Genomic DNA, 19,311 nt, shown 5'->3' on the forward strand with positions numbered 1-19,311 from the left:
CCGTAAGGGTTTGCGCTCCGATGTTGATCGGGTTTTTAGTTTCACACTCGGACCAGGATTGAGCCAATGGCCAACACTCCCTCGGCCAAGAAGGCGGCCCGCAAGATTGCCCGCCGGACGGCCGTTAACAAGGCACGTCGCAGCCGCGTGCGCACCTTCCTGCGCAAGGTCGAGGAGGCGATCGCTTCCGGCGATCACGCCGCGGCCACTGCAGCTCTTCAGGCCGCACAGCCGGAGCTGATGCGCGCTGCATCGAAGGGCGTCGTTCACGCCAACACCGCCTCGCGCAAGGTGTCGCGTCTGAACGCTCGCGTGAAGGCTCTCAAGGCCTGAGACAAGCCTATCGGCATGTCGAAAACCCGGCTCCAAAGGCCGGGTTTTTTTGTTAGCCGGATCGCCTGAGATAATTGCCAACCGACTAACTTCCTACCCTGTTTCCGGCTTTTTCCATGATCTGGGTCTGCCATATTTTTTCCATATATATCATGCACTTAGCGATATGTTGGAAAAGACCGATGGCCCTCTGCCGGATTCGGTTTGAGTCAAGCGGGACGCGGCAAAATTTTTTGGTCTCCCGGCCACAAACCGGGGCGCCGGACGAGCACTGCGAAAAGACGTTGAGTCAAAACGGATTTGCTGGAACGAGGCCATTTTGGCGGCAGGATCTGACGCTGCGGGAGACCTGATGTGTCGGATTTTGTTAACGAGTGGCTGTTGCCCGACCCAAGGTGCCTGTGTATGGTCACTTCATCGGGCCAAGCTCGAAACTTAAATAAAAAACTACACAGTGCATGGACCAGACAACGATCATGGCTACTCCATCAGGTCTCCCTCCGAAAAATTCTGGGTGTTGTTTGAGTATGCCGTCGCTCGTTCTCTGTTCTGCAAGTAAGAGCGCCTGAACTTACTCAAAATCTCCTCAGCATCAGGATCGACACAGCGCAACACTGACATGTTGCGAAGGGGGCCTTTTGTCGAAATCTATGCCTTACGCCGGAGACGTTGACGTCGAGACGGCTTACCAGCAAGTGACCTCAGACCGGGACGCGGTCCTGGTCGACGTCCGCACGCGGGCCGAGTGGAATTTCGTCGGAATTCCCGATCTGCGCGCGGCAGGCAAGGATACGCTCTTTGTCGAATGGCAGGGCTATCCCGCCGGGACACCGGTCCCGGACTTTGTCGAGACACTCGGCAACGAGCTGGTCCGCAGGGGCATAGCCAAGACGGCGCCCATCTATTTCCTCTGCAGGTCGGGGGCGCGCAGCCTGAATGCCGCGCTCGCCATGACCGCGGCAGGCTACGGGCCCTGCTACAACATCGCCGACGGGTTCGAGGGGCCAGTGGGGCCTGACGGACACCGTGGCGCTGTCGGGGGCTGGAAGGCACGCGGCCTTCCCTGGGTCCAGAGCTAAGGACCGATCCAGTTTCCAGAGCCGAAGATTGGCGGGGTGGCCAGGGCCGCGTCCCGCACAGGATCTGTCGGCTCGACTTCTTACCACTCCCGGATCGGGGGTGTTCACGACAACAGCCGCAAAGCGGCATCAATCTAGGCAAGTGGGCCCGGACTGTGGCGGACCGGGACCAGGCATGACGACGGAGGCGAGGCGACATGCATATTCAGGACGATATGGGCTCCGAGCAATGGAACCGCGTGAAGACGCGCTTGCGTGCCGAACTGGGCGATGATGTCTTCACGAGCTGGTTCGCCCGTGTGGATCTGGAAGAGAACACCGACGGCACCGTTCGCCTGTCGGTTCCCACCCGCTTTCTCAAGCAGTGGATCCAGTCGCATTACCGCGACCGGCTGATGGGACTGTGGCAGCGCGAATGCGAGAACGTCCATCGCATCGAGCTGACCGTCCGCGGCGCGACCCGTCCGCGCCAGCCCGAGATGCCGATGGCCAGCAGCATGCCGGCGCCCGCCCGCCCGGTCGTCGCCACTGCCGCGCCGGAGCAGCGCCCGATCACCCTCAGCGAGCCCAATGCCGTCGCCGCGGCGCAGGCCGCCACGGCTGCCCTTGCCCGGGCCGAGGCGGACTCCAGCGCCCGTGACATCCTCCAGGGTGCCGCGCTCGACCCGAAATACACCTTCGAGACCTTTGTCGAGGGCGAGTCCAATGGCCTCGCCCTGGCCGCCGCCAAGCAGGTCGCCGCCGGTGGCGCCGTCACGTTCAACCCGCTTTACCTCCATGCGTCGGTTGGACTGGGCAAGACCCATCTCATGCAGGCCGTTGCCGCCAAGGCCCGCGCGGCCGGGCGCAAGGTGCTCTATCTGACCGCCGAACACTTCATGTACCGCTTTGTCGCGGCGCTGAAGGCCCAGTCGGCGCTGTCCTTCAAGGAAACCCTGCGCACCATCGACCTCCTGCTCATCGACGACATGCAGTTCCTGCACGGCAAGCAGGTGCAGCAGGAGTTCTGCCACACCCTCAACGCCCTGATCGATGGCGCCCGCCAGGTGATCGTGGCGGCGGACCGTGCCCCGTCCGAACTCGACACGCTGGATGACCGCGTCCGGTCGCGCCTGTCGGGCGGTCTCGTGGTCGGCATTGCCGAGCCGGACTTCAGCCTGCGCCGCAACATCCTGTCGGCGCGCGTGGCCGGCATGCGCAAGTCCTACCCGAACTTCACCGTGCCCGACAGCGTGCTCGACTATGTGGCCCGGCATGTGGTCTCGTCGGGGCGTGACCTCGAAGGCGCGCTCAACCGCCTTGTTGCGCACAACCAGCTGACCAACCAGCCGATCACCCAGGAAATGGCGGAGATGACCCTCCGCGACCTGATCCGCTCGAGCGAACCGCGCCGGGTGAAGATCGAGGACATCCAGCGGATCGTCTCCAAGCACTACAACGTCACCAAGGCCGACCTCCTGTCGGCGCGCCGGACCCGCACCATCGTGCGCCCGCGCCAGATCGCCATGTATCTGGCGAAGGTGATGACCCCGCGGTCCCTGCCGGAGATCGGCCGCCGCTTCGGCAACCGCGACCACACCACGGTGCTGCACGCCGTGCGCAAGATCGAGGAAATGGCCCGCGCCGACGTGGCGCTGGCGCAGGAGCTGGAACTCCTGAAGCGCATGCTCGACGCGTGAGCGGGTTGCGGGAATAACGGGAACATCGGGGGCGTCCGCAGGGGCGCCCCTCTTGCTTTTGCGCTGCATTAAGGGCACGTTCGGTGCCCCATGCCGCGCAAGCGGCAGCAACTGTATCCAGAGCCGGAAACAATCACGGCCCACGAGTACATGGACAACGCGTCATGAAAGCGACCCTCGAGCGGACCGACCTCCTCAAGTCCCTGACCCACGTCCACCGGGTTGTCGAGCGCCGCAACACCATTCCGATCCTGTCGAACGTGCTCCTGCGGGCCGAACAGGGCGCCCTCAAGCTGAAGGCGACCGACCTGGATCTGGAAGTGGTGGAGACCGTTCCGGCCATGATCGAGGTGCCCGGGGCCACGACGGTGCCGGCGCACATGATCTATGACATCGTGCGCAAGCTCCCCGAGGGCTCGCAGGTGGTGCTGGAGACGAACAGCGACGGCTCGACCCTGGAGCTGCGGGCCGGCCGGTCGCGCTTTGCGCTGCAGATGCTGCCCGAGGCGGACTTCCCCGACCTGACCGCCGGCACCTTCCCGCACCAGTTCGTGCTGACGGCCGGTGCGATCCGAAAGCTGATCGACACGACCCAGTTTGCCATCTCCACCGAGGAGACGCGCTACTATCTGAACGGCATCTACCTGCATACGGTGACCGGGCAGAACGGGCAGATGGTGCGTGCGGTCGCCACCGATGGCCACCGCCTTGCCCAGGCCGAGGTGCCCGCGCCGCAGGGCGCGATCGGCATGCCGGGCGTGATCGTGCCGCGCAAGACGGTCGGCGAGATCCAGAAGCTGCTCGAGGACCGCGAGGCGGAAGTCTCGGTCGAGCTGTCGGAAACCAAGATCCGCGTGACGAACGGGCCGGTCGTGCTGACGTCGAAACTGATCGACGGCACCTTCCCCGACTACGGCCGCGTCATCCCGCAGCACAATGACAAGGAGCTGCGTGTCGACCGTGACGAGTTCAAGGAGGCGGTTGATCGCGTGTCGACGATCTCCTCCGAACGGGGCCGCGCGGTGAAGCTGTCGCTCTCCGAAGGCCGGCTCGTGCTGGCCGTGAACAACCCGGACTCGGGCAGCGCAACCGAAGAGCTTGCCGTCGAGTATGATGCGGATCCGATGGAAATCGGCTTCAACTCGCGCTACCTGCTCGACATCGCCGGCCAGCTCTCCGGCGATACGGCGCTGTTCCGCCTTGCGGATTCCGGTTCACCGACCCTGGTTCAGGATCACGCCACCGACGACTGCCTGTTCGTGCTGATGCCGATGCGTGTCTGACGCGCCGGCGCTTGGCCGGGCACGACCTTGAGGCCAGGTGAGAACCGATGACATCGCCGGCTCCGGTGGCCATTGACCGGCTGCTTCTGACCGATTTCCGGAACTACAGCCGGCTGGCGCTGACGCCGGCCGGGCGTCTTGTTGCGCTCGTTGGCAACAACGGCATCGGCAAGACCAATGTGCTGGAGGCCATCTCCTTCCTGTCTGCCGGCCGCGGGCTGCGCCGCGCTGCCCTGCCCGAGATTGCCCGGCGCGACGGCGACGGCACGTGGGCGGTGGCGGCAACGCTCAACGGTCCTCTTGGCGATGTCCAGATCGGCACCGGCTATGCGGGCGGAGACAGCGGTCGCCGGGTGCGGATCGACGGTGCCGAGGCGAGATCGTCCGAAGCCCTCCTGGAGCATGTGCGTGTCCTGTGGCTGGTTCCGGCCATGGACGGGCTGTTCACGGGGCCGGCCGGCGACCGGCGGCGGTTTCTCGACCGTCTCACCCTGTCCATCGACCCTGCGCATGGCCGGCGGGTGAACGATCTGGAGAAGGCGCTCAGCCACCGCAACCGGCTCCTGGACACCGGCGGATCGGCCGCCTGGCTCGATGCGGTCGAGCAGCAGCTCGCCGGTCTCGGCCTGGCCGTGGCAGCGGCGCGCCGGGAAACGCTGAGCCTGTTGCGCGACCGGATCGCGGCGCAGGCGCAGCTCGGCCTGCCGTTCCCGGTTGCCGATCTGTCGCTGGAGGGCGAGTTCGAGACCGCAGCCGCCGGTCTGGCCGCCAGCGACCAGGAAGACCTGTTGCGGCGGCAGCTGCGCGACGGCCGCGCCCGTGACCGCGCAGCCGGACGGACGCTCTCTGGACCGCACCGGACCGATCTCTCCGTAATCCATCAGGCCAAGCAGATGCCGGCGGGCCTTGCGTCGACCGGCGAGCAGAAGGCGCTTCTGATCGGCCTCATCCTGGCCCATGCGGACCTGACGGCGGCAGTGTCCGGGCTGACGCCGATCCTGCTGCTTGACGAGGTGGCCGCGCATCTCGATCCGGGCCGGCGCAAGGCGCTGTTCTCGCGTCTTGTCGGGCTTGACTGCCAGGTGTTCATGACCGGGACCGACGCCCAGCTTTTCGCCGACCTGCCAGAGGGCGGCGAGATCGTCCCGCTGGGCGCAACCTGAAGCCGGGAGGCCGCGAAACCGCCCGATTTCCGTGGCCTTATCCACCTCTACCCGGCCCCTGCCGGCCCCTCTGGACCAGTCCGAGTTGAACCTGGAAGCCAGTGCCGTATAAGGGGATCCTGATCTTCCTGAGCGATTGGCGACCGATTCGTATGACCGAGACCCCGAACTCCGAAACCGCCCAGTCCGAGTATGGCGCCGACAGCATCAAGGTGCTGAAGGGTCTGGATGCGGTGCGCAAGCGACCGGGCATGTACATCGGTGACACGGATGACGGGTCCGGCCTGCATCACATGGTCTACGAGGTCGTCGACAATGCGATCGACGAGGCGCTGGCCGGCCATGCCGACCACGTGACCGTCACGCTCAACGCCGATGGCTCCGTGACCGTGACCGACAACGGCCGCGGCATCCCGACCGACCTGCATCCGCAGGAAGGCGTGTCGGCGGCCGAGGTGATCATGACCCAGCTGCATGCCGGCGGGAAGTTCGACCAGAACTCCTACAAGGTGTCGGGCGGCCTGCACGGCGTGGGCGTGTCGGTGGTGAATGCCCTGTCGACCAAGCTGGAGCTGCGCATCTGGCGCGGCGGCAACGAGCATTTCATGCGCTTCCGGCACGGCGATGCGGAGGCTCCGCTGGCCGTGGTCGGCCCGTCGAACGGCCGCAAGGGCACGGAAGTCACCTTCCTGCCCTCGCCGGAGACCTTCACCCGCACCGAGTTCGATTTCGCGACGCTGGAGCACCGCCTGCGCGAGCTTGCCTTCCTGAACTCCGGCGTCCGCATCCTGCTCACCGACCGGCGCGGCGTGGAGGAGAAGAAGGTCGAGCTGTTCTACGAGGGCGGGCTGGAAGCTTTCGTGCGGTATCTCGACCGCACCAAGCATCCGCTGCTCGAAGCGCCGATCACCATGATGACCGAGCGCGACGGCATCACCGTCGAGGCCGCGATGTGGTGGAACGACAGCTACCACGAGCAGGTTCTGTGCTTCACCAACAACATCCCCCAGCGCGACGGCGGCACCCATCTGGCCGGCTTCCGCGCTGCGCTGACGCGCCAGGTGACCGGCTACGCCGAAAGCTCCGGGCTGATGAAGAAGGAAAAGGTCCAGCTGACCGGCGACGACTGCCGCGAAGGCCTGACCTGCGTCCTGTCGGTCAAGGTGCCGGATCCGAAGTTCTCGTCGCAGACCAAGGACAAGCTGGTCTCGTCGGAAGTCCGTCCGGTGGTCGAGAACGCGATCAACCAGGCGCTGGCCGACTGGCTGGAGGAAAACCCGGCCAAGGCCAAGTCCGTCGTCGGCAAGGTGGTGGAAGCAGCCTCGGCCCGCGAGGCGGCGCGCAAGGCGCGCGAGCTGACGCGGCGCAAGGGCGCGCTGGACATCGCCTCGCTGCCGGGCAAGCTGGCGGACTGCCAGGAACGCGATCCCTCCAAGGCCGAACTGTTCCTTGTCGAGGGCGACTCGGCCGGTGGTTCCGCCAAGCAGGGACGTCACCGCGAGCGCCAGGCCGTGCTGCCGCTGCGCGGCAAGATCCTGAACGTGGAACGCGCGCGCTTCGACAAGATGCTCTCTTCCAACGAGATCGGAACGCTGATCACGGCGCTTGGCACCGGTATCGGCAAGGAAGAGTTCAACATCGACAAGCTGCGCTATCACAAGATCATCATCATGACGGACGCCGACGTCGACGGCGCCCACATCCGCACGCTGCTGCTGACCTTCTTCTTCCGCCAGATGCCGGACCTGATCGAGCGCGGGCACATCTACATTGCCCAGCCGCCGCTCTACAAGGTGAAGCGCGGGCAGTCGGAACAGTATCTCAAGGACCAGACGGCGCTGGAGAACTATCTCATCAGCACCGGTCTGGAAGACACCTCCCTGACCCTGGCCACCGGTGAGGTGCGCATGGGCGCCGATCTGCGCCAGGTGGTCGAGACCGCGCGCGCCATCAGCGGCATTCTCGACGGCCTTCATGCCCGCTATGACCGCTCCGTCGTCGAGCAGGCCGCGATTGCCGGCGCGCTCAACATCGAGACCCTGCACGACGTCGAGAAGGCACAGGAGGCTGCCGCCTATATCGCGCGCCGGCTGGACATTCTGGCCGACGAGTTCGAGCGGGGCTGGACGTCGGAGGTGCGCGATGACGGCAGCCTGGTCTTCAGCCGGACTGTCCGGGGCGTGGAGGAGGTTGCAACCATCGATGCGGCCCTGCTCGGGTCGGCCGATGCCCGTCGTCTTGATGCCCATGGCGCGCATCTGCGCGAGATCTATGGCAAGGCGGCAACGCTGCGGCGCAAGGACCAGGAGCATCCGATCCGCGGTCCGCAGGCCCTCCTCTCGACCGTCTTCGCCATTGGGCGCAAGGGCATCAGCCTGCAGCGCTACAAGGGCCTTGGCGAAATGAACCCGGAGCAGCTGTGGGAGACCACGCTCGATCCCAACGTCCGCTCGCTGCTGCAGGTCAAGGTGCGCGAGGCCGATGACGCCGACGACATCTTCACCAAGCTGATGGGCGACGAGGTCGAGCCGCGCCGCGAGTTCATCCAGGACAATGCGCTCAGCGTGTCCAACCTCGACGTCTGAGCCGCCCGTCCGCATCACCGCCGGACCGTTCAACCCCGCCGGAATGCCCCGGCGGGGTTTTTCTTTGGCCTGCGCCCGGACCCCGGCCCTGGCGCACACCGACTTGACGCCTAGAGGGGCAAGGCATAAGCTCGCCCATACCTTGCCCCTCAATGCCTGGTCGCTCGATGCCCTCAGCTACGCCCACCTCTGCCCCCCTTGCGACGGCCTCGCCGGATCTGACCGACCGCGCCTACTGGAACGGCACGATCAAGATGAGCCTGTCGAAACTCTTCATCCTGCGCTCGCTGATCGAGGCACCGGCCCACGGCTACGAGATCGCCCGGCGGGTGGCGGAGATGACCCGGGGCTGCTGTTCACCGACCGAAGGCACCGTCTATCCGGTGATGCGGGAGTTCGAGGCCGGAGGCTACGTCACCCGGACAGACGAGACCGTCGGTGGGCGGCCGCGCAAGATCTACACGCTGACGCAGCGGGGCCGCACGGCCCTGGAGATCGCGCTCGGCGCCTGGGCGGAGGCAACGGCCGCCCTGACGCTCGCCTCCCGCGATATCCTGGCTGCCCCCGAGCGCCCGGCCCATTCCGCCGGTGCCGGCTGCTGCACCGCAACGCCGACGCCCCGGCCGGACACGGGTGCTGCATGATCCGCTCCGCCGCCACGAGCCTGCGCCAGTCTGCCAGCGGACGCCATTTCATCACCGGACTGGGGATCGGCCAGATCACCAGCTGGGGGACCCTCTACTACTCCTTTCCGCTGATCGGCGAGGCCATGGGCCGCGACCTCGGCTGGAGCAAGGCAGAGGTCTTCCTCGCCGCCACCATCGGGCTGCTTCTGGCAGCGCCCGCAGCCTACCCAATCGGCGTCTGGATCGACCGGGGGCACGGGCGAACGATCATGGCGGGGGCGTCTGTGCTTGCGGCCGCGGCGCTGCTGGGCTGGTCACAGGTGTCCGAGCTCTGGCTGTTCTACGCCCTGGTCGGCGTCCTCGGCGTTCTGCAGGCTGCAGTTCTCTACGAGCCGGCCTTCGCCGTCGTGGCACGCAGGGTCGGCGCCACCCAGGCCCGCAACGGCATCACGACGCTGACGTTCTGGGGGGGATTTGCCAGCACCGTGTTCATCCCGGTGGTGCAGATCCTGCTGGATCATCTGGGATGGCGCGGCACGCTGATGGCCCTGGCCGCGATCAACCTCGGCATTGCGGCGCTCTATGCCCTGGTGATCGACCGGGAGCGCGATGCCGCCGAACAGGACAGCGCCCGCGAGGCTGTTGCCCGCCGGCCGTCGCCGGAGGCAGGGGCACTGCCTGCGCGACCGCTGCGCGACGCCATGCGACGGCCGGTGTTCTGGCTGCTGGGTCTCGCCTTCACGGCCTATGCCGCCACCTTCTCGGCCTTCACCTTCCACCTGTATCCGCTGCTGCTGGAAAAGGGCCTCACGGCAGCCGAGGTGGTCACGGCGATGATGATGATCGGACCGGCCCAGGTGGCGGGGCGCCTGTTCATCTGGCGGCTGGCGGCCGGGGCCTCGGTGGCCCGGATCGGCTGCCTCGTCATTCCGGCGTTTCCCCTCACCCTGGCGGGCTTCGAACTGCTGCCGGTCACGCTTGCGGTCGCGCTGGCACTGGTCGCCCTGTATGGCCTGGCCAATGGCATCATGACGATCGTGCGCGGCATGGCGGTGCCCGAGATGCTGTCGCGGGAGGGATACGGCGCCCTGAACGGAGCCCTGGCCCTGCCGGGCACGCTGGCAAAGGCCATGGCGCCCGGCGCCGCGGCGCTGCTCTGGCAGGCAAGCGGCTCCTACGATGCGGTGCTTGGCGCCGCGATCCTCGGGGCGGCGATCCTCGTGGTCTCGTTCTGGCTTGCCGCAGCCGTCTGCCAGCGCGAGGGCCAGCCGGGCTGAGCCATCAGGCCGGCACCGGCTCCCACGGCGCGGGCTCAGCGTAATGGAAGCCCTGGGCCAGCCGGACACCCAGCTCGGTCAATGCCTTGGCCGTGTCGAGATCCTCGACATATTCGGCAATCACGTCGATCTTCAGCTCGCGGGCGACGCACAGGATGCCGCGCAGCACGGCGTGCTGCACCGGGTCGCTGACGATTGCCCGGATGATCGCGCCGTCGATCTTCAGCCAGTCCAAATCCAGCCGCCTGAGATGCGCCGTTGAAGGCCAGCCGCCGCCGAAGTCATCCAGCGCAACCTTGCAGCCGTGGCGCTTCAGCATCGAGACCATGCGCGAGGCGGCCGGCATGTTGCGGGCCACGGAGACCTCCGCGATCTCGAAGCACAGACATCCCGCAAGCGCCGGGGTTTCGGCGAGCCTTGCATCGACATGCGCCAGAAACTCCACGTCGCCGAGGCTTTGCGCCGAGACATTCAGGGAAATCAGCGCCGGCTCACCCAGGTCTCGGAGCCGGGCCAGCGCGGTATCGAACACCCAGCGGTCGACACTGCTCATCAGGCCATGCCGCTCGGCCGAGGCGATCATGGCGCCGGGTCGCATCAGCCGGTTCTCGTCCCCCTGCACCCGCAAGAGCAGCTCGGTCATCACGGTCTTGCCGGTCAGGATGTCCACGACAGGCAAGGCAAACAGGCGCAGCTCGTCCTCGGCCAGCGCCCGCTCGACGCGTGCCACGTTGCCAAGTTCCTCCTGCCGGTGCGCCGCGAGGCCTTCCCCCATCCGGAACTGGCGGACCTGTCCGCCGCCCGTGGCCTTGCCGGTCAGGCAGGCCTCGTCGGCCCAGTGCAGCACATCGGCCGCCGTCGCGTTCATCGTGCGGATGAACTGCCTGTCGAGCACCGCCACACCGACGCTGCAGCCGATGCGGAAGTGGGCTCCGTTCCAGTCGAAGTGCAGCGTCTCCACCGCCCCGACGATCTCGCGCGCCAGCCGGCCCGCCTCATCCTCGTCCGCACCGAAGCGGACAACGGCAAACTCGTCGCCGCCCAGCCGGGCGACAACGCCCTTGTCGGCCACCAGGTCGCGGAGCTGGTCGGAGATCTGGCACAGCATGGCATCGCCGGCCGCATGACCGGCCCTGTCATTGACGGCCTTGAAGTCATCCAGGTCCAGCGCCAGCAGGGAAATCCCGCCGGAAATGCCGGCCCGGGCCTTGATCAGCTCGTCTTCCAGCACCTTCTGGAACGCCCTGCGGTTGGCGAGGCCCGTAAGCGGATCCTCCATGGCGAGCCGCTCCAGCTCGCGCGCCCGCGCAGGCAGTTCGTCCTCCTGGCGCAGCACGAGGAGAGCGCCTTCGATCGTTCCATACTCCCCGCGAAACGGCCGCATGACGCCGTGCAGGTCCTGCTGCGGCACCGCCGGCACGAAGGGTCCCTCCGGCGGCTCGTCGCGCAGGAGGCGGAGAAGGGCCTGCTGCGGCAGGCTGACGCGTTCGCTGCGGCCGGCCAGAACGCGCTTGAGCGGCTGTTCCAGCTGGCAAACGTAAGTCATCTCGCCGAACACCTCGGACAGGTGACGGCCAAGCATGCGCTCGAGGATGCCGCGCGCCTCGAACCGCTCGGTTTCCGACGGCAGTCCATCCCGAATGCGGCCATCCGGCCCGATCAGAAGGACGTGGTCGGCCAGCGTCGTGACAGCCTGTTCGGCCAGCCGCAGACGGGTGCGGATCGGACCATCCTCCGCGAGGTCACGGATCTCGAGCAGAAGCCCTGCCGGCTGCCCGTCGGCGGCTGGCACCGACCGGCACTGGACCTGGGCATAGAGCGTGCGTCCGGAACAGGCGGTGAACATCCCCTCGGTCGTCGCGGATGTCCCGGCAAGGGCCGCATCCATCGCCGGTCGCAGCTTGCGCAAGGCCCGCAGCGAGAACAGGCTGGCGAGGTCCCGCCCGGCCAGAGCGTCCAGCGGACTGTCGAAGAGGTCGGCAAAGGCAGCGTTGGCGGCAACGACACGCGCCGCCCGCGACAGCACCGCGTAGGGAAACGGCAGTCCGCGCAAGATTTCTTCGACAAAAACAGCGACGTCCGCTGCCATCTCGATCTGCGCGGAATTGTCAGAGCTTAAGTAAAACGAAGCCTTATCTGTCAATTTCGCGCCCTCGCGACAAATCGATCACGCGTACTCGCGCGTTAGACTTACCATCTCAATAGCATGTGCCCTGACGATTATCACAAAATGGGCCGTCGCAATTAGGATTGGTTAAGTTTCCAGAACTCGTTTTGGCGTTTAGGTAAACGAAAGTTAAACTTTTTCACTCGGATTCAAGTGATCGAGTCTTCGCGCTGGACCCGGCGAGTCTTGCAGGGCCTGTTCTTGCCGAAGTGCCTTGGTTTTGCCCGATTCCCCTTGCGTCACAATATGGCCCCATTGCCCGGGCACCTGCGCTCCATCGCCTGGCGCTGAACCAGCGCTGGTATGCTTTTCAGGGGTTAGCCCCTAGAACTGGAGGATGGACTCATACCCTGTGTGACCCCGCGCATGGCGCGCACTCTTGGCAAGGCGGGCGGCGTTGCTGCAGTCGGCCTTGGCCTTCTGGCTCCCATTACTTCGGCACATGCGACCCCTGCCCAGTGCGGCAAGGCATCCTGGTACGCCATGACAAGCCGGACAGCGAATGGTGAGCGCGCCAATCCGAACACACTCACGGCGGCCCACCGCAGTTTGCCCTTCGGCACCGTGGTCACTGTCGTTAACCTGGACAACGGCAAGAGCGTGAAGGTCCGGATCAATGATCGCGGTCCTTTCGTGAAGTCGCGCGTGATTGATGTGACGCGGCAGGCGGCGAAGGAACTCGGTTTCGTCAATCGCGGCGTGGCGCGGGTCAAGGTAATCGGGCCATCCGGCGAAGTTGCCGGCAAGTCCGGCCGGTGTTGACCAATATTTCCTGATTATAAAGTGCAGTGTTATTTTCGGTCTTCAGATCCTTTGATCGTGAAAGGAACATGAAAATCGATGATGACAATGCCTCCGGCAGGGGTTAAGGTTCGCCACCGTGGTCGATGGGGCCATGTGCACAAAACTTTGGCCGCGCAGCGCTCAGGCGTTGGCGCGGCCTTTTTTGTGCCCGTTCCCGGTCATGTCGGGTCCGCCTGCGGCGTCCAGGGCCGCAATCCGGCGAGGAAAGCGGCGGCCTGCTGGCGCGTCAGGGTTTGCTCGGTTTCGCCCATGCGCGCCCAGGTGGCATAGACCTGGGCCATGCGCGGGTTTCCCTTCAGCCGGTCCGCGTTGCGGGCGAGGAAGTCCCAGTACAGGGCATTGAAGGGGCAGGCGTCGCGCCCACGCCTCTGCTTCACGTCATAGCGGCAGCCGGAGCAGTAATCCGACATCTTGTTGATGTAGTTGCCACCGCCTGCATAGGGCTTCGACCCGAGCAGGCCGCCATCGGCAAACTGGCTCATGCCCAGCGTGTTGGGGGCCTCCACCCATTCAAAGGCATCGGCGTAGACTGCCAGGTACCATTCGTGCACCTGGGCCGGGTCGATGCCGGCCAGCATGGCAAAGTTGCCGGTCACCATCAGGCGCTGGATGTGGTGGGCATAGGCCTCGTCCCGGGTCTGGCCGATGGCCTCGCGCAGGCAGGTCATGTCGGTCTGGCCGGTCCAGTAGAAATCCGGCAGCGGACGGGTTGCCTCGAGCGCGTTGACGGTGGTGTACTCCGGCATCTTCAGCCAGTAGATGCCGCGTACATATTCCCGCCAGCCGATGATCTGCCGGATGAAGCCTTCCGCAGCATTGAGCGGCACACGGCCGGCCCGATACTCCGCCTCGACCCGGCGGCAGACCGACAGCGGGTCGAGCAGGCCGACGTTCAGATAGGGCGAGATCACCGAATGATAGAGCCATGGCTCGCCCCGGAGCATGGCGTCCTGATAGTCGCCGAACGAGGGCAGAGCCACCTGCAGGAACCGCGCGAAGACCGCCTCTGCCTCCTCGACCGTCACCGCGAACCGGAACGGCGTCAGGCGTCCGAAGTGCGTCGGGAACCGGCGCTCGACCAGATCGAGCACCTCCTGCGTGATCGCGTCCGGCTCGGGCTGGTGCGGGCGGGGCATGAACAGATCCGCCCTGGCCGGCTTGCGGTTCTCCGCGTCGAAGTTCCATTGCCCGCCTTCGGGCTCGTCGCCGGCCATCAGCAGCCCGGTCTTGCGTCGCATCTCGCGGTAGAAATACTCCATCCGCAGCTGCTTGCGGCCACGCGCCCAGGCCCCGAACTCGGCGACGGAGCAGAGGAAGCGGTCGTCGGTCAGCAGGTCCAGCGTGATGCCCAGCGTCCCGGGCCAGGCGCGGGCCGCCTCCAGCACGCGCCATTCGCCCGGTTCCGTCAGCAGCACGCGACGGCAGCCGTGCCGGTCCAGTGCCCGGGCCAGCTCGCCGGTGAAACTGGCGCTGTTGTCGGGGTCATCAAGCCGCACGTAGTCGACCGTCCAGCCCTCGTGCCGCAGCGCCTCGGCGAAATGGCGCATGGCGGAGAGGATGAAGGCAATCTTCTTCTTGTGGTGGGGGACGTAGGTCGTCTCCTCGGCCACCTCCACCATGAGCACGACATCGCGCGACGGGTCAGCGCGGCGCAGGGAGGCCAGCCCCCTGGAGAGCTGGTCGCCCAGGATGAAGACCAGCGCGGGTCCGTCGCCCTGACCGGAGCCGGGGCCGGAAACTGCGGCAGGGTCGCGGCTGGTCGCCGGACGGGGAGCGGGGGCGTTGGTCATCTGGGCCGCTGAACTGAAGGGAACAAGGCATCGCTTCGGCATCTTGCCGACGTGGTGCTGCCTCTACGCAGGGTCGCAGGCTCCGTATCACCTCGCCCGCAACATTTCCCTGCCGCTGCCCCGGCCGCAGCTGCCGGAGGCAGGCCGTCAGGCAGGCCTTTGGGCAGGACAGACAACAGGACTGGCAACAGGACAGGCAACAGGACTGGGGACAGCCCGGGCCCGGACGCCACACGCCGGCGCGCGGTGGCAGAAAACCCGTTGCCGATCCCGGATCATTCCTGTATCAGACCTACGTCCGGCAGGCCTTTGCGTCCTCGCCGCGTGCACCCGTAGCTCAGCTGGATAGAGCGCTGCCCTCCGAAGGCAGAGGCCAGGGGTTCGAATCCCTTCGGGTGCGCCATTCTCCCGACAATCTGTCACGCAGGATCCCGACGTCGCCGTGTCCGGGGCTGCCTTGTGCCTGCTGCTGCGGGCGACGCTCGCCCGCGCCCTGCTGCCGGGTCGCCGAAATTGCAGCCTACAAAAGCCCGATCTCCGGGCAATCGGTTTTCTGGCCTGTATCAATTTGGCAGTGCTGTTCCTCGCGAAGGCCGTGGGGATCGCTATCCTTTGGGGCAATGAATGCTCACTGAGGAAACAATCATGTCGCGTACCACATCTCTGAAGTCGCTTCTGGCCGCCGGTGTTGCCGCGGCATTCCTGGCCGCCCCGCTTCCGGCGCTGGCAGCCGACAAGATCCTCAATTCCTCCTATGACATCTCGCGCGAGCTGTTCGTCGAGGTGAACGCTGCCTTCATCGCCAAGCACAAGGCGGCCACCGGACAGGACGTCAGCGTCGACCAGTCGCATGGCGGGTCGTCGAAGCAGGCGCGCGCCATCCTGGAAGGGCTGGAGGCGGATGTCGTGACCTTCAACCAGACCACCGACGTCAATGCGCTCGTCAAGGGCGGGGCCGTTTCGGAGGACTGGGCGAGCGAGTTCCCGAACAATGCCTCGCCCTACTATTCCCTGCCGTCCTTCCTGGTGCGCGAGGGCAACCCGAAGAACATCAAGGACTGGAACGACCTCGTCCGCGATGACGTGAAGGTGATCTTCCCGAACCCGAAGACGTCGGGCAATGCCCGCTACACCTATCTCGCGGCCGTTGCCTTTGCCCGCGAAGCCTTCGCTGGCGACGAGACGAAGGTCGATGCCTTCATCACCAAGCTGTTCGACAACGTGCCGGTGTTCGACACCGGTGGCCGGGGCGCCACCACCACCTTCGTGGAGCGCAACATCGGCGACGTGCTGATCACCTTCGAGGCCGAGACCAAGGGCATCGCCAAGGAGTTCGGCGAGGACAAGTTCGACACCGTGACGCCGTCCGTCAGCATCCTGGCCGAGTTCCCGGTGGCGATCGTTGACCGCGTCGTCGACAAGCGCGGGTCGCGCGACCTGTCGAAGGCCTATCTCGACTTCCTCTACTCGACCGAAGGTCAGCGCATTCTCGCCTCCCGCGGCAACCGCGTGCATGACGACGCCATCGAGGCGGAGTTCAAGGACCAGTTCCCGGCGGTTCGTCTGGTGACCGTGGACGATGTCTTCGGCGGCTGGAACAAGGTGCAGGCGGAGCATTTCGCGTCCGGCGCCAAGCTCGACACGCTGTTCGGCAACCGCTGACAGGCTCTCCGACATCTTCTACAGTGCAGCCGGCGGGTTCCAGCACCCGCCGGCACCTGTATTTGGTCGACCGCCCTGCCCGTCCCCTGATCTGGAGTAACGGATGCGAACCCGCCGCGTCCTTCCCGGCCTGCCCCTGTCGCTGGGGATCACGGTCTTCTACCTCAGCCTGATTGTCGTGCTGCCGCTCGGCGCGCTGGTCTACAAGGCCGCGAGCCTCGGGCCGGCCGAGTACTGGCAGATCGTGTCCTCGGAACGGGCAGTGGCCAGCTATCTGGTGACCGCCGGGTCCGCGCTCGGCGCCACGCTGTTCAACCTGGTCTTCGGCCTCATCCTTGCCTGGGTGCTGGTGCGCTACCAGTTCCCGGGCAAGCGCCTGCTGGATGCCGTGGTCGATCTGCCCTTTGCCCTGCCGACGGCCGTGGCCGGCATCGCCCTGACCACCCTCTTCGTGCCGGATGGCTGGCTCGGACAGCTTGCCGCTCCCTTCGGCCTCCAGATCGCCTACACGCCGCTCGGCATCATGATCGCCATGGCCTTCACCAGCCTGCCCTTCATCGTGCGCACGGTGCAGCCAGTGCTGGAGGACCTCGATCCGGCGCTGGAAGAGGCGGCCCAGTCGCTCGGCGGCTCGGACAGCTCGATCTTCCTTCGGGTGATCCTGCCGCTGCTGGCCCCGGCGCTGATGGCGGGGACGTCCCTGTCCTTTGCCCGCAGCCTGGGCGAGTTCGGCGCCATCATCTTCATCGCCGGCAACCAGCCCTTCGAGACCGAGATCACCGCTCTCCTCGCCTTCATCCGGCTCGAGGAATACGAGTATCAGGCGGCGGCGGCGATTGCCTCGGTGATGCTGATCATCGCCTTCGTGATGCTGGCGATCACCAACCTGCTGCAGGCGCGGGCCCTGCGCTACACCGCGAAGGGATAAGGCCATGGCACACGCACACAGCCATCGCAAACCTCCGCGCGTGGGCGACGGCGCGCTTGTCCGGCGGACGTTGATCGGCATCGTGCTGGTGATCGGCGCCGTGCTGATCCTGGCGCCGCTGGTCGTCATCTTTGCCGAGGCGTTCCGGCGCGGCATCGCCTATTTCGGCGAGAGCATCGCCCATCCCGACACGCTGCACGCCATCCGGCTGACGGTGCTGACGGCGCTGATTGCCGTGCCGCTCAACACCGCCTTCGGTGTCGCCGCTGCCTGGGCCGTGACCAAGTTCGACTTTCCCGGCAAGCGGCTGCTGATCGTCATCATCGAGATCCCCTTTTCGATCTCGCCGGTCGTTGCAGGCGTCGCCTACATGTTCGTCTACGGCCTGCAGGGCCTGTTCGGCCCGGCGCTGCAGTCGGCCGACATGAAGATCCTGTTTGCCCTTCCCGGCATCGTGCTGGCGTCGATGTTCGTGACCGCGCCCTTCGTCGCCCGCGAGCTGATCCCGCTGATGCAGGCCCAGGGCCGGGATCTCGAGGAGGCGGCGACGTCGCTTGGCGCCTCCGGCTGGCGCACGTTCTTTTCCGTGACGCTGCCGAACATCCGCTGGGCGCTGCTCTATGGCGTCGTGCTGTGCAACGCCCGCGTGATGGGGGAATTCGGCGCGGTCTCCGTCGTGTCGGGCAACATCCGCGGCCAGACCAACACGCTGCCGCTGCATGTCGAGCTGCTCTACCACGACTACAACGCGGTCGGCGCCTTTGCCGCCGCCTCCATCCTCACCGTTCTCGCGCTGGTGACCATCGTCGCCAAGGTGCTGCTCGAACGTCTGGGAGCCGGCCGCGCCAGCCGCCGCCCCTCGCTCGCAGCCAATCCGTCCGGAGAGACCAAGGCATGAAGATCGTTCTCGACACCGTTGTGAAGACCTTCCACACGTTCCGTGCGGTGCATGGGGTCTCGCTCGACATCAACTCCGGCGAGCTGGTCGCCCTGCTGGGTCCCTCCGGATCGGGCAAGACCACGATCCTGCGCATGGTGGCAGGTCTCGAATACGCCGACAGCGGCCGCATCCTGTTCGGCAGCGAGGACGCCACCAACATCCCGGTGCGTGATCGCGGCGTCGGCTTCGTGTTCCAGCACTACGCCCTGTTTCCGCACATGACCGTGGCTGAAAACATCGCCTTCGGCATGAAGGTGTCGAAGGTGAAGCGCAGCAAGGCCGACATCGCCGCCCGGGTGCAGGAGCTGTTGCAGCTGGTGAAGCTGGGCGGGCTCGGCGACCGGTTCCCCTCGCAGATTTCCGGTGGCCAGCGTCAGCGCGTGGCGCTGGCACGCGCCCTGGCCGTCGATCCGAAAGTGCTGCTGCTGGATGAGCCCTTCGGCGCGCTGGATGCCAACGTCCGGCGCGACCTGCGGCGCTGGCTGCGCGAGATCCATGACGAGCTGGGCATCACCACCCTGTTCGTGACCCATGACCAGGAAGAGGCGCTCGACCTGGCCGACCGCGTCGTGATCCTGAACGAGGGGCGCATCGTGCAGCAGGGCACCCCGCGTGAGGTGTGCCGGACGCCGAACTCCGCCTTCGTCACCCGCTTTCTGGGGGACGCCAACCACCTGTCGGGCGAAGTGCGTGACGGCCGGCTGCTCCTCAACGGCGAAGCAGTGGCGCCGGCCACGCAGCCGGATGGCGCCGTGGATGTCTATGTCCGCCCGAATGATCTGGCCTGGGCGCCCGCGGGGGCCGGCTTTGCCGCGACCATCCAGCGGGTGATCGATCACCCGGCCGGACGCAGGCTCGTGGTCAGGGCCGGCGACAGCCAGCCGATCGAACTGGAGGTCCCGGCCTCCACGGAGGCGGAGGCCGGACAGACCGGCCGCGTGATCGTGTTGCGCGCCGACATCTTCCCGAAGGCGGCCTGATCGGGTCGCCGCAGG

Annotated in this window: 15 protein-coding genes and 1 tRNA gene; 14 read left to right on the forward strand and 2 right to left on the reverse strand. The window is 66.2% G+C overall.

Going from position 1 to position 19,311, the window contains the following annotated elements; translation table 11 throughout:
* Window positions 1-66 precede the first annotated feature (66 nt).
* The 8 genes from rpsT to GWI72_RS17365 all read left to right on the forward strand — a co-directional run bounded on the left by rpsT (window position 67) and on the right by GWI72_RS17365 (window position 10,025).
* Window positions 67-333, forward strand: a complete 267-nt coding sequence (rpsT, locus tag GWI72_RS17330) for a 30S ribosomal protein S20 (protein ID WP_161677708.1) — start codon at window positions 67-69, stop codon at window positions 331-333.
* 695 nt (window positions 334-1,028) lie between these two features.
* Entirely contained in the window at window positions 1,029-1,412 is a 384-nt protein-coding gene (locus GWI72_RS17335; RefSeq protein WP_348272712.1) for a rhodanese-like domain-containing protein, read from the forward strand.
* A gap of 197 nt (window positions 1,413-1,609) precedes the next feature.
* Window positions 1,610-3,091 carry a chromosomal replication initiator protein DnaA gene (dnaA, locus tag GWI72_RS17340; RefSeq protein WP_161677706.1) on the forward strand — a complete coding sequence of 494 codons (1,482 nt, stop codon included), beginning with the start codon at window positions 1,610-1,612 and terminating at the stop codon, window positions 3,089-3,091.
* Window positions 3,092-3,255: 164 nt separating this feature from the next.
* On the forward strand, window positions 3,256-4,374 hold the full coding sequence (dnaN, locus tag GWI72_RS17345; RefSeq protein WP_161677705.1) for a DNA polymerase III subunit beta: 1,119 nt from the start codon (window positions 3,256-3,258) through the stop codon (window positions 4,372-4,374).
* A 47-nt stretch (window positions 4,375-4,421) separates the two neighbouring features.
* Window positions 4,422-5,537, forward strand: coding sequence for a DNA replication/repair protein RecF (recF, locus tag GWI72_RS17350; protein WP_161677704.1), 1,116 nt, complete (start codon window positions 4,422-4,424; stop codon window positions 5,535-5,537).
* A 152-nt stretch (window positions 5,538-5,689) separates the two neighbouring features.
* Complete coding sequence (gyrB, locus tag GWI72_RS17355; protein WP_161677703.1) at window positions 5,690-8,122, forward strand: DNA topoisomerase (ATP-hydrolyzing) subunit B; 2,433 nt, start codon at window positions 5,690-5,692, stop codon at window positions 8,120-8,122.
* Window positions 8,123-8,289: 167 nt separating this feature from the next.
* Window positions 8,290-8,766 (forward strand): PadR family transcriptional regulator, encoded by a 477-nt coding sequence (locus tag GWI72_RS17360; RefSeq protein ID WP_244314401.1) that lies wholly within the window; start codon window positions 8,290-8,292, stop codon window positions 8,764-8,766.
* Window positions 8,763-10,025 (forward strand): MFS transporter, encoded by a 1,263-nt coding sequence (locus tag GWI72_RS17365; RefSeq protein ID WP_161709481.1) that lies wholly within the window; start codon window positions 8,763-8,765, stop codon window positions 10,023-10,025. Before GWI72_RS17360 ends, GWI72_RS17365 begins: the two co-directional genes overlap by 4 nt.
* 4 nt (window positions 10,026-10,029) lie before the next feature.
* Here the strand turns inward: GWI72_RS17365 and GWI72_RS17370 are convergent, their stop codons facing one another.
* A complete protein-coding gene (locus tag GWI72_RS17370; protein ID WP_161709482.1) occupies window positions 10,030-12,078 on the reverse strand; it encodes a putative bifunctional diguanylate cyclase/phosphodiesterase in 2,049 nt (682 codons plus the stop codon).
* Between the two features lie 480 nt (window positions 12,079-12,558).
* On the opposite strand from GWI72_RS17370, the gene GWI72_RS17375 reads away from it, so the two are divergent.
* Window positions 12,559-12,954, forward strand: coding sequence for a septal ring lytic transglycosylase RlpA family protein (locus tag GWI72_RS17375; RefSeq protein WP_161677700.1), 396 nt, complete (start codon window positions 12,559-12,561; stop codon window positions 12,952-12,954).
* 200 nt (window positions 12,955-13,154) lie between these two features.
* On the opposite strand, the gene GWI72_RS17380 is transcribed toward GWI72_RS17375, so the two are convergent.
* Window positions 13,155-14,786, reverse strand: a complete 1,632-nt coding sequence (locus GWI72_RS17380) for a cryptochrome/photolyase family protein (RefSeq protein ID WP_161709483.1) — start codon at window positions 14,784-14,786, stop codon at window positions 13,155-13,157.
* A 326-nt stretch (window positions 14,787-15,112) separates the two neighbouring features.
* Between GWI72_RS17380 and GWI72_RS17385 the strand changes: the two genes are divergently transcribed.
* From GWI72_RS17385 to GWI72_RS17405, 5 genes are all read left to right on the forward strand, one after another.
* Window positions 15,113-15,189: transfer RNA gene (locus GWI72_RS17385), tRNA-Arg, on the forward strand.
* A 242-nt stretch (window positions 15,190-15,431) separates the two neighbouring features.
* Window positions 15,432-16,448 (forward strand): sulfate ABC transporter substrate-binding protein, encoded by a 1,017-nt coding sequence (locus GWI72_RS17390; RefSeq protein WP_161709484.1) that lies wholly within the window; start codon window positions 15,432-15,434, stop codon window positions 16,446-16,448.
* Window positions 16,449-16,551: 103 nt separating this feature from the next.
* Window positions 16,552-17,376 (forward strand): sulfate ABC transporter permease subunit CysT, encoded by an 825-nt coding sequence (gene cysT / locus GWI72_RS17395; RefSeq protein WP_161709485.1) that lies wholly within the window; start codon window positions 16,552-16,554, stop codon window positions 17,374-17,376.
* A gap of 4 nt (window positions 17,377-17,380) precedes the next feature.
* Window positions 17,381-18,274, forward strand: coding sequence for a sulfate ABC transporter permease subunit CysW (cysW, locus tag GWI72_RS17400; protein ID WP_161677696.1), 894 nt, complete (start codon window positions 17,381-17,383; stop codon window positions 18,272-18,274).
* Window positions 18,271-19,296, forward strand: a complete 1,026-nt coding sequence (locus tag GWI72_RS17405; protein ID WP_161677695.1) for a sulfate/molybdate ABC transporter ATP-binding protein — start codon at window positions 18,271-18,273, stop codon at window positions 19,294-19,296. Before cysW ends, GWI72_RS17405 begins: the two co-directional genes overlap by 4 nt.
* Window positions 19,297-19,311: the final 15 nt, after the last annotated feature.

The sequence above is a fragment of the Pannonibacter sp. XCT-53 genome, assembly GCF_009915765.1.
In the GTDB taxonomy this organism is placed as follows: domain Bacteria; phylum Pseudomonadota; class Alphaproteobacteria; order Rhizobiales; family Stappiaceae; genus Pannonibacter; species Pannonibacter tanglangensis.

Bases quoted from the DNA above. Each gene is read 5' to 3' on its own strand.
- dnaN (WP_161677705.1), top strand. From the start codon at position 3,256: ATGAAAGCGACCCTCGAGCGGACCGACCTCCTCAAGTCCCTGACCCAC.
- rpsT (WP_161677708.1), top strand. From the start codon at position 67: ATGGCCAACACTCCCTCGGCCAAGAAGGCGGCCCGCAAGATTGCCCGC.
- GWI72_RS17375 (WP_161677700.1), top strand. From the start codon at position 12,559: ATGGCGCGCACTCTTGGCAAGGCGGGCGGCGTTGCTGCAGTCGGCCTT.
- cysW (WP_161677696.1), top strand. From the start codon at position 17,381: ATGGCACACGCACACAGCCATCGCAAACCTCCGCGCGTGGGCGACGGC.
- GWI72_RS17360 (WP_244314401.1), top strand. From the start codon at position 8,290: ATGCCCTCAGCTACGCCCACCTCTGCCCCCCTTGCGACGGCCTCGCCG.
- GWI72_RS17390 (WP_161709484.1), top strand. From the start codon at position 15,432: ATGTCGCGTACCACATCTCTGAAGTCGCTTCTGGCCGCCGGTGTTGCC.
- dnaA (WP_161677706.1), top strand. From the start codon at position 1,610: ATGCATATTCAGGACGATATGGGCTCCGAGCAATGGAACCGCGTGAAG.
- GWI72_RS17365 (WP_161709481.1), top strand. From the start codon at position 8,763: ATGATCCGCTCCGCCGCCACGAGCCTGCGCCAGTCTGCCAGCGGACGC.
- GWI72_RS17380 (WP_161709483.1), bottom strand. From the start codon at position 14,786: ATGACCAACGCCCCCGCTCCCCGTCCGGCGACCAGCCGCGACCCTGCC.
- cysT (WP_161709485.1), top strand. From the start codon at position 16,552: ATGCGAACCCGCCGCGTCCTTCCCGGCCTGCCCCTGTCGCTGGGGATC.
- gyrB (WP_161677703.1), top strand. From the start codon at position 5,690: ATGACCGAGACCCCGAACTCCGAAACCGCCCAGTCCGAGTATGGCGCC.
- recF (WP_161677704.1), top strand. From the start codon at position 4,422: ATGACATCGCCGGCTCCGGTGGCCATTGACCGGCTGCTTCTGACCGAT.
- GWI72_RS17405 (WP_161677695.1), top strand. From the start codon at position 18,271: ATGAAGATCGTTCTCGACACCGTTGTGAAGACCTTCCACACGTTCCGT.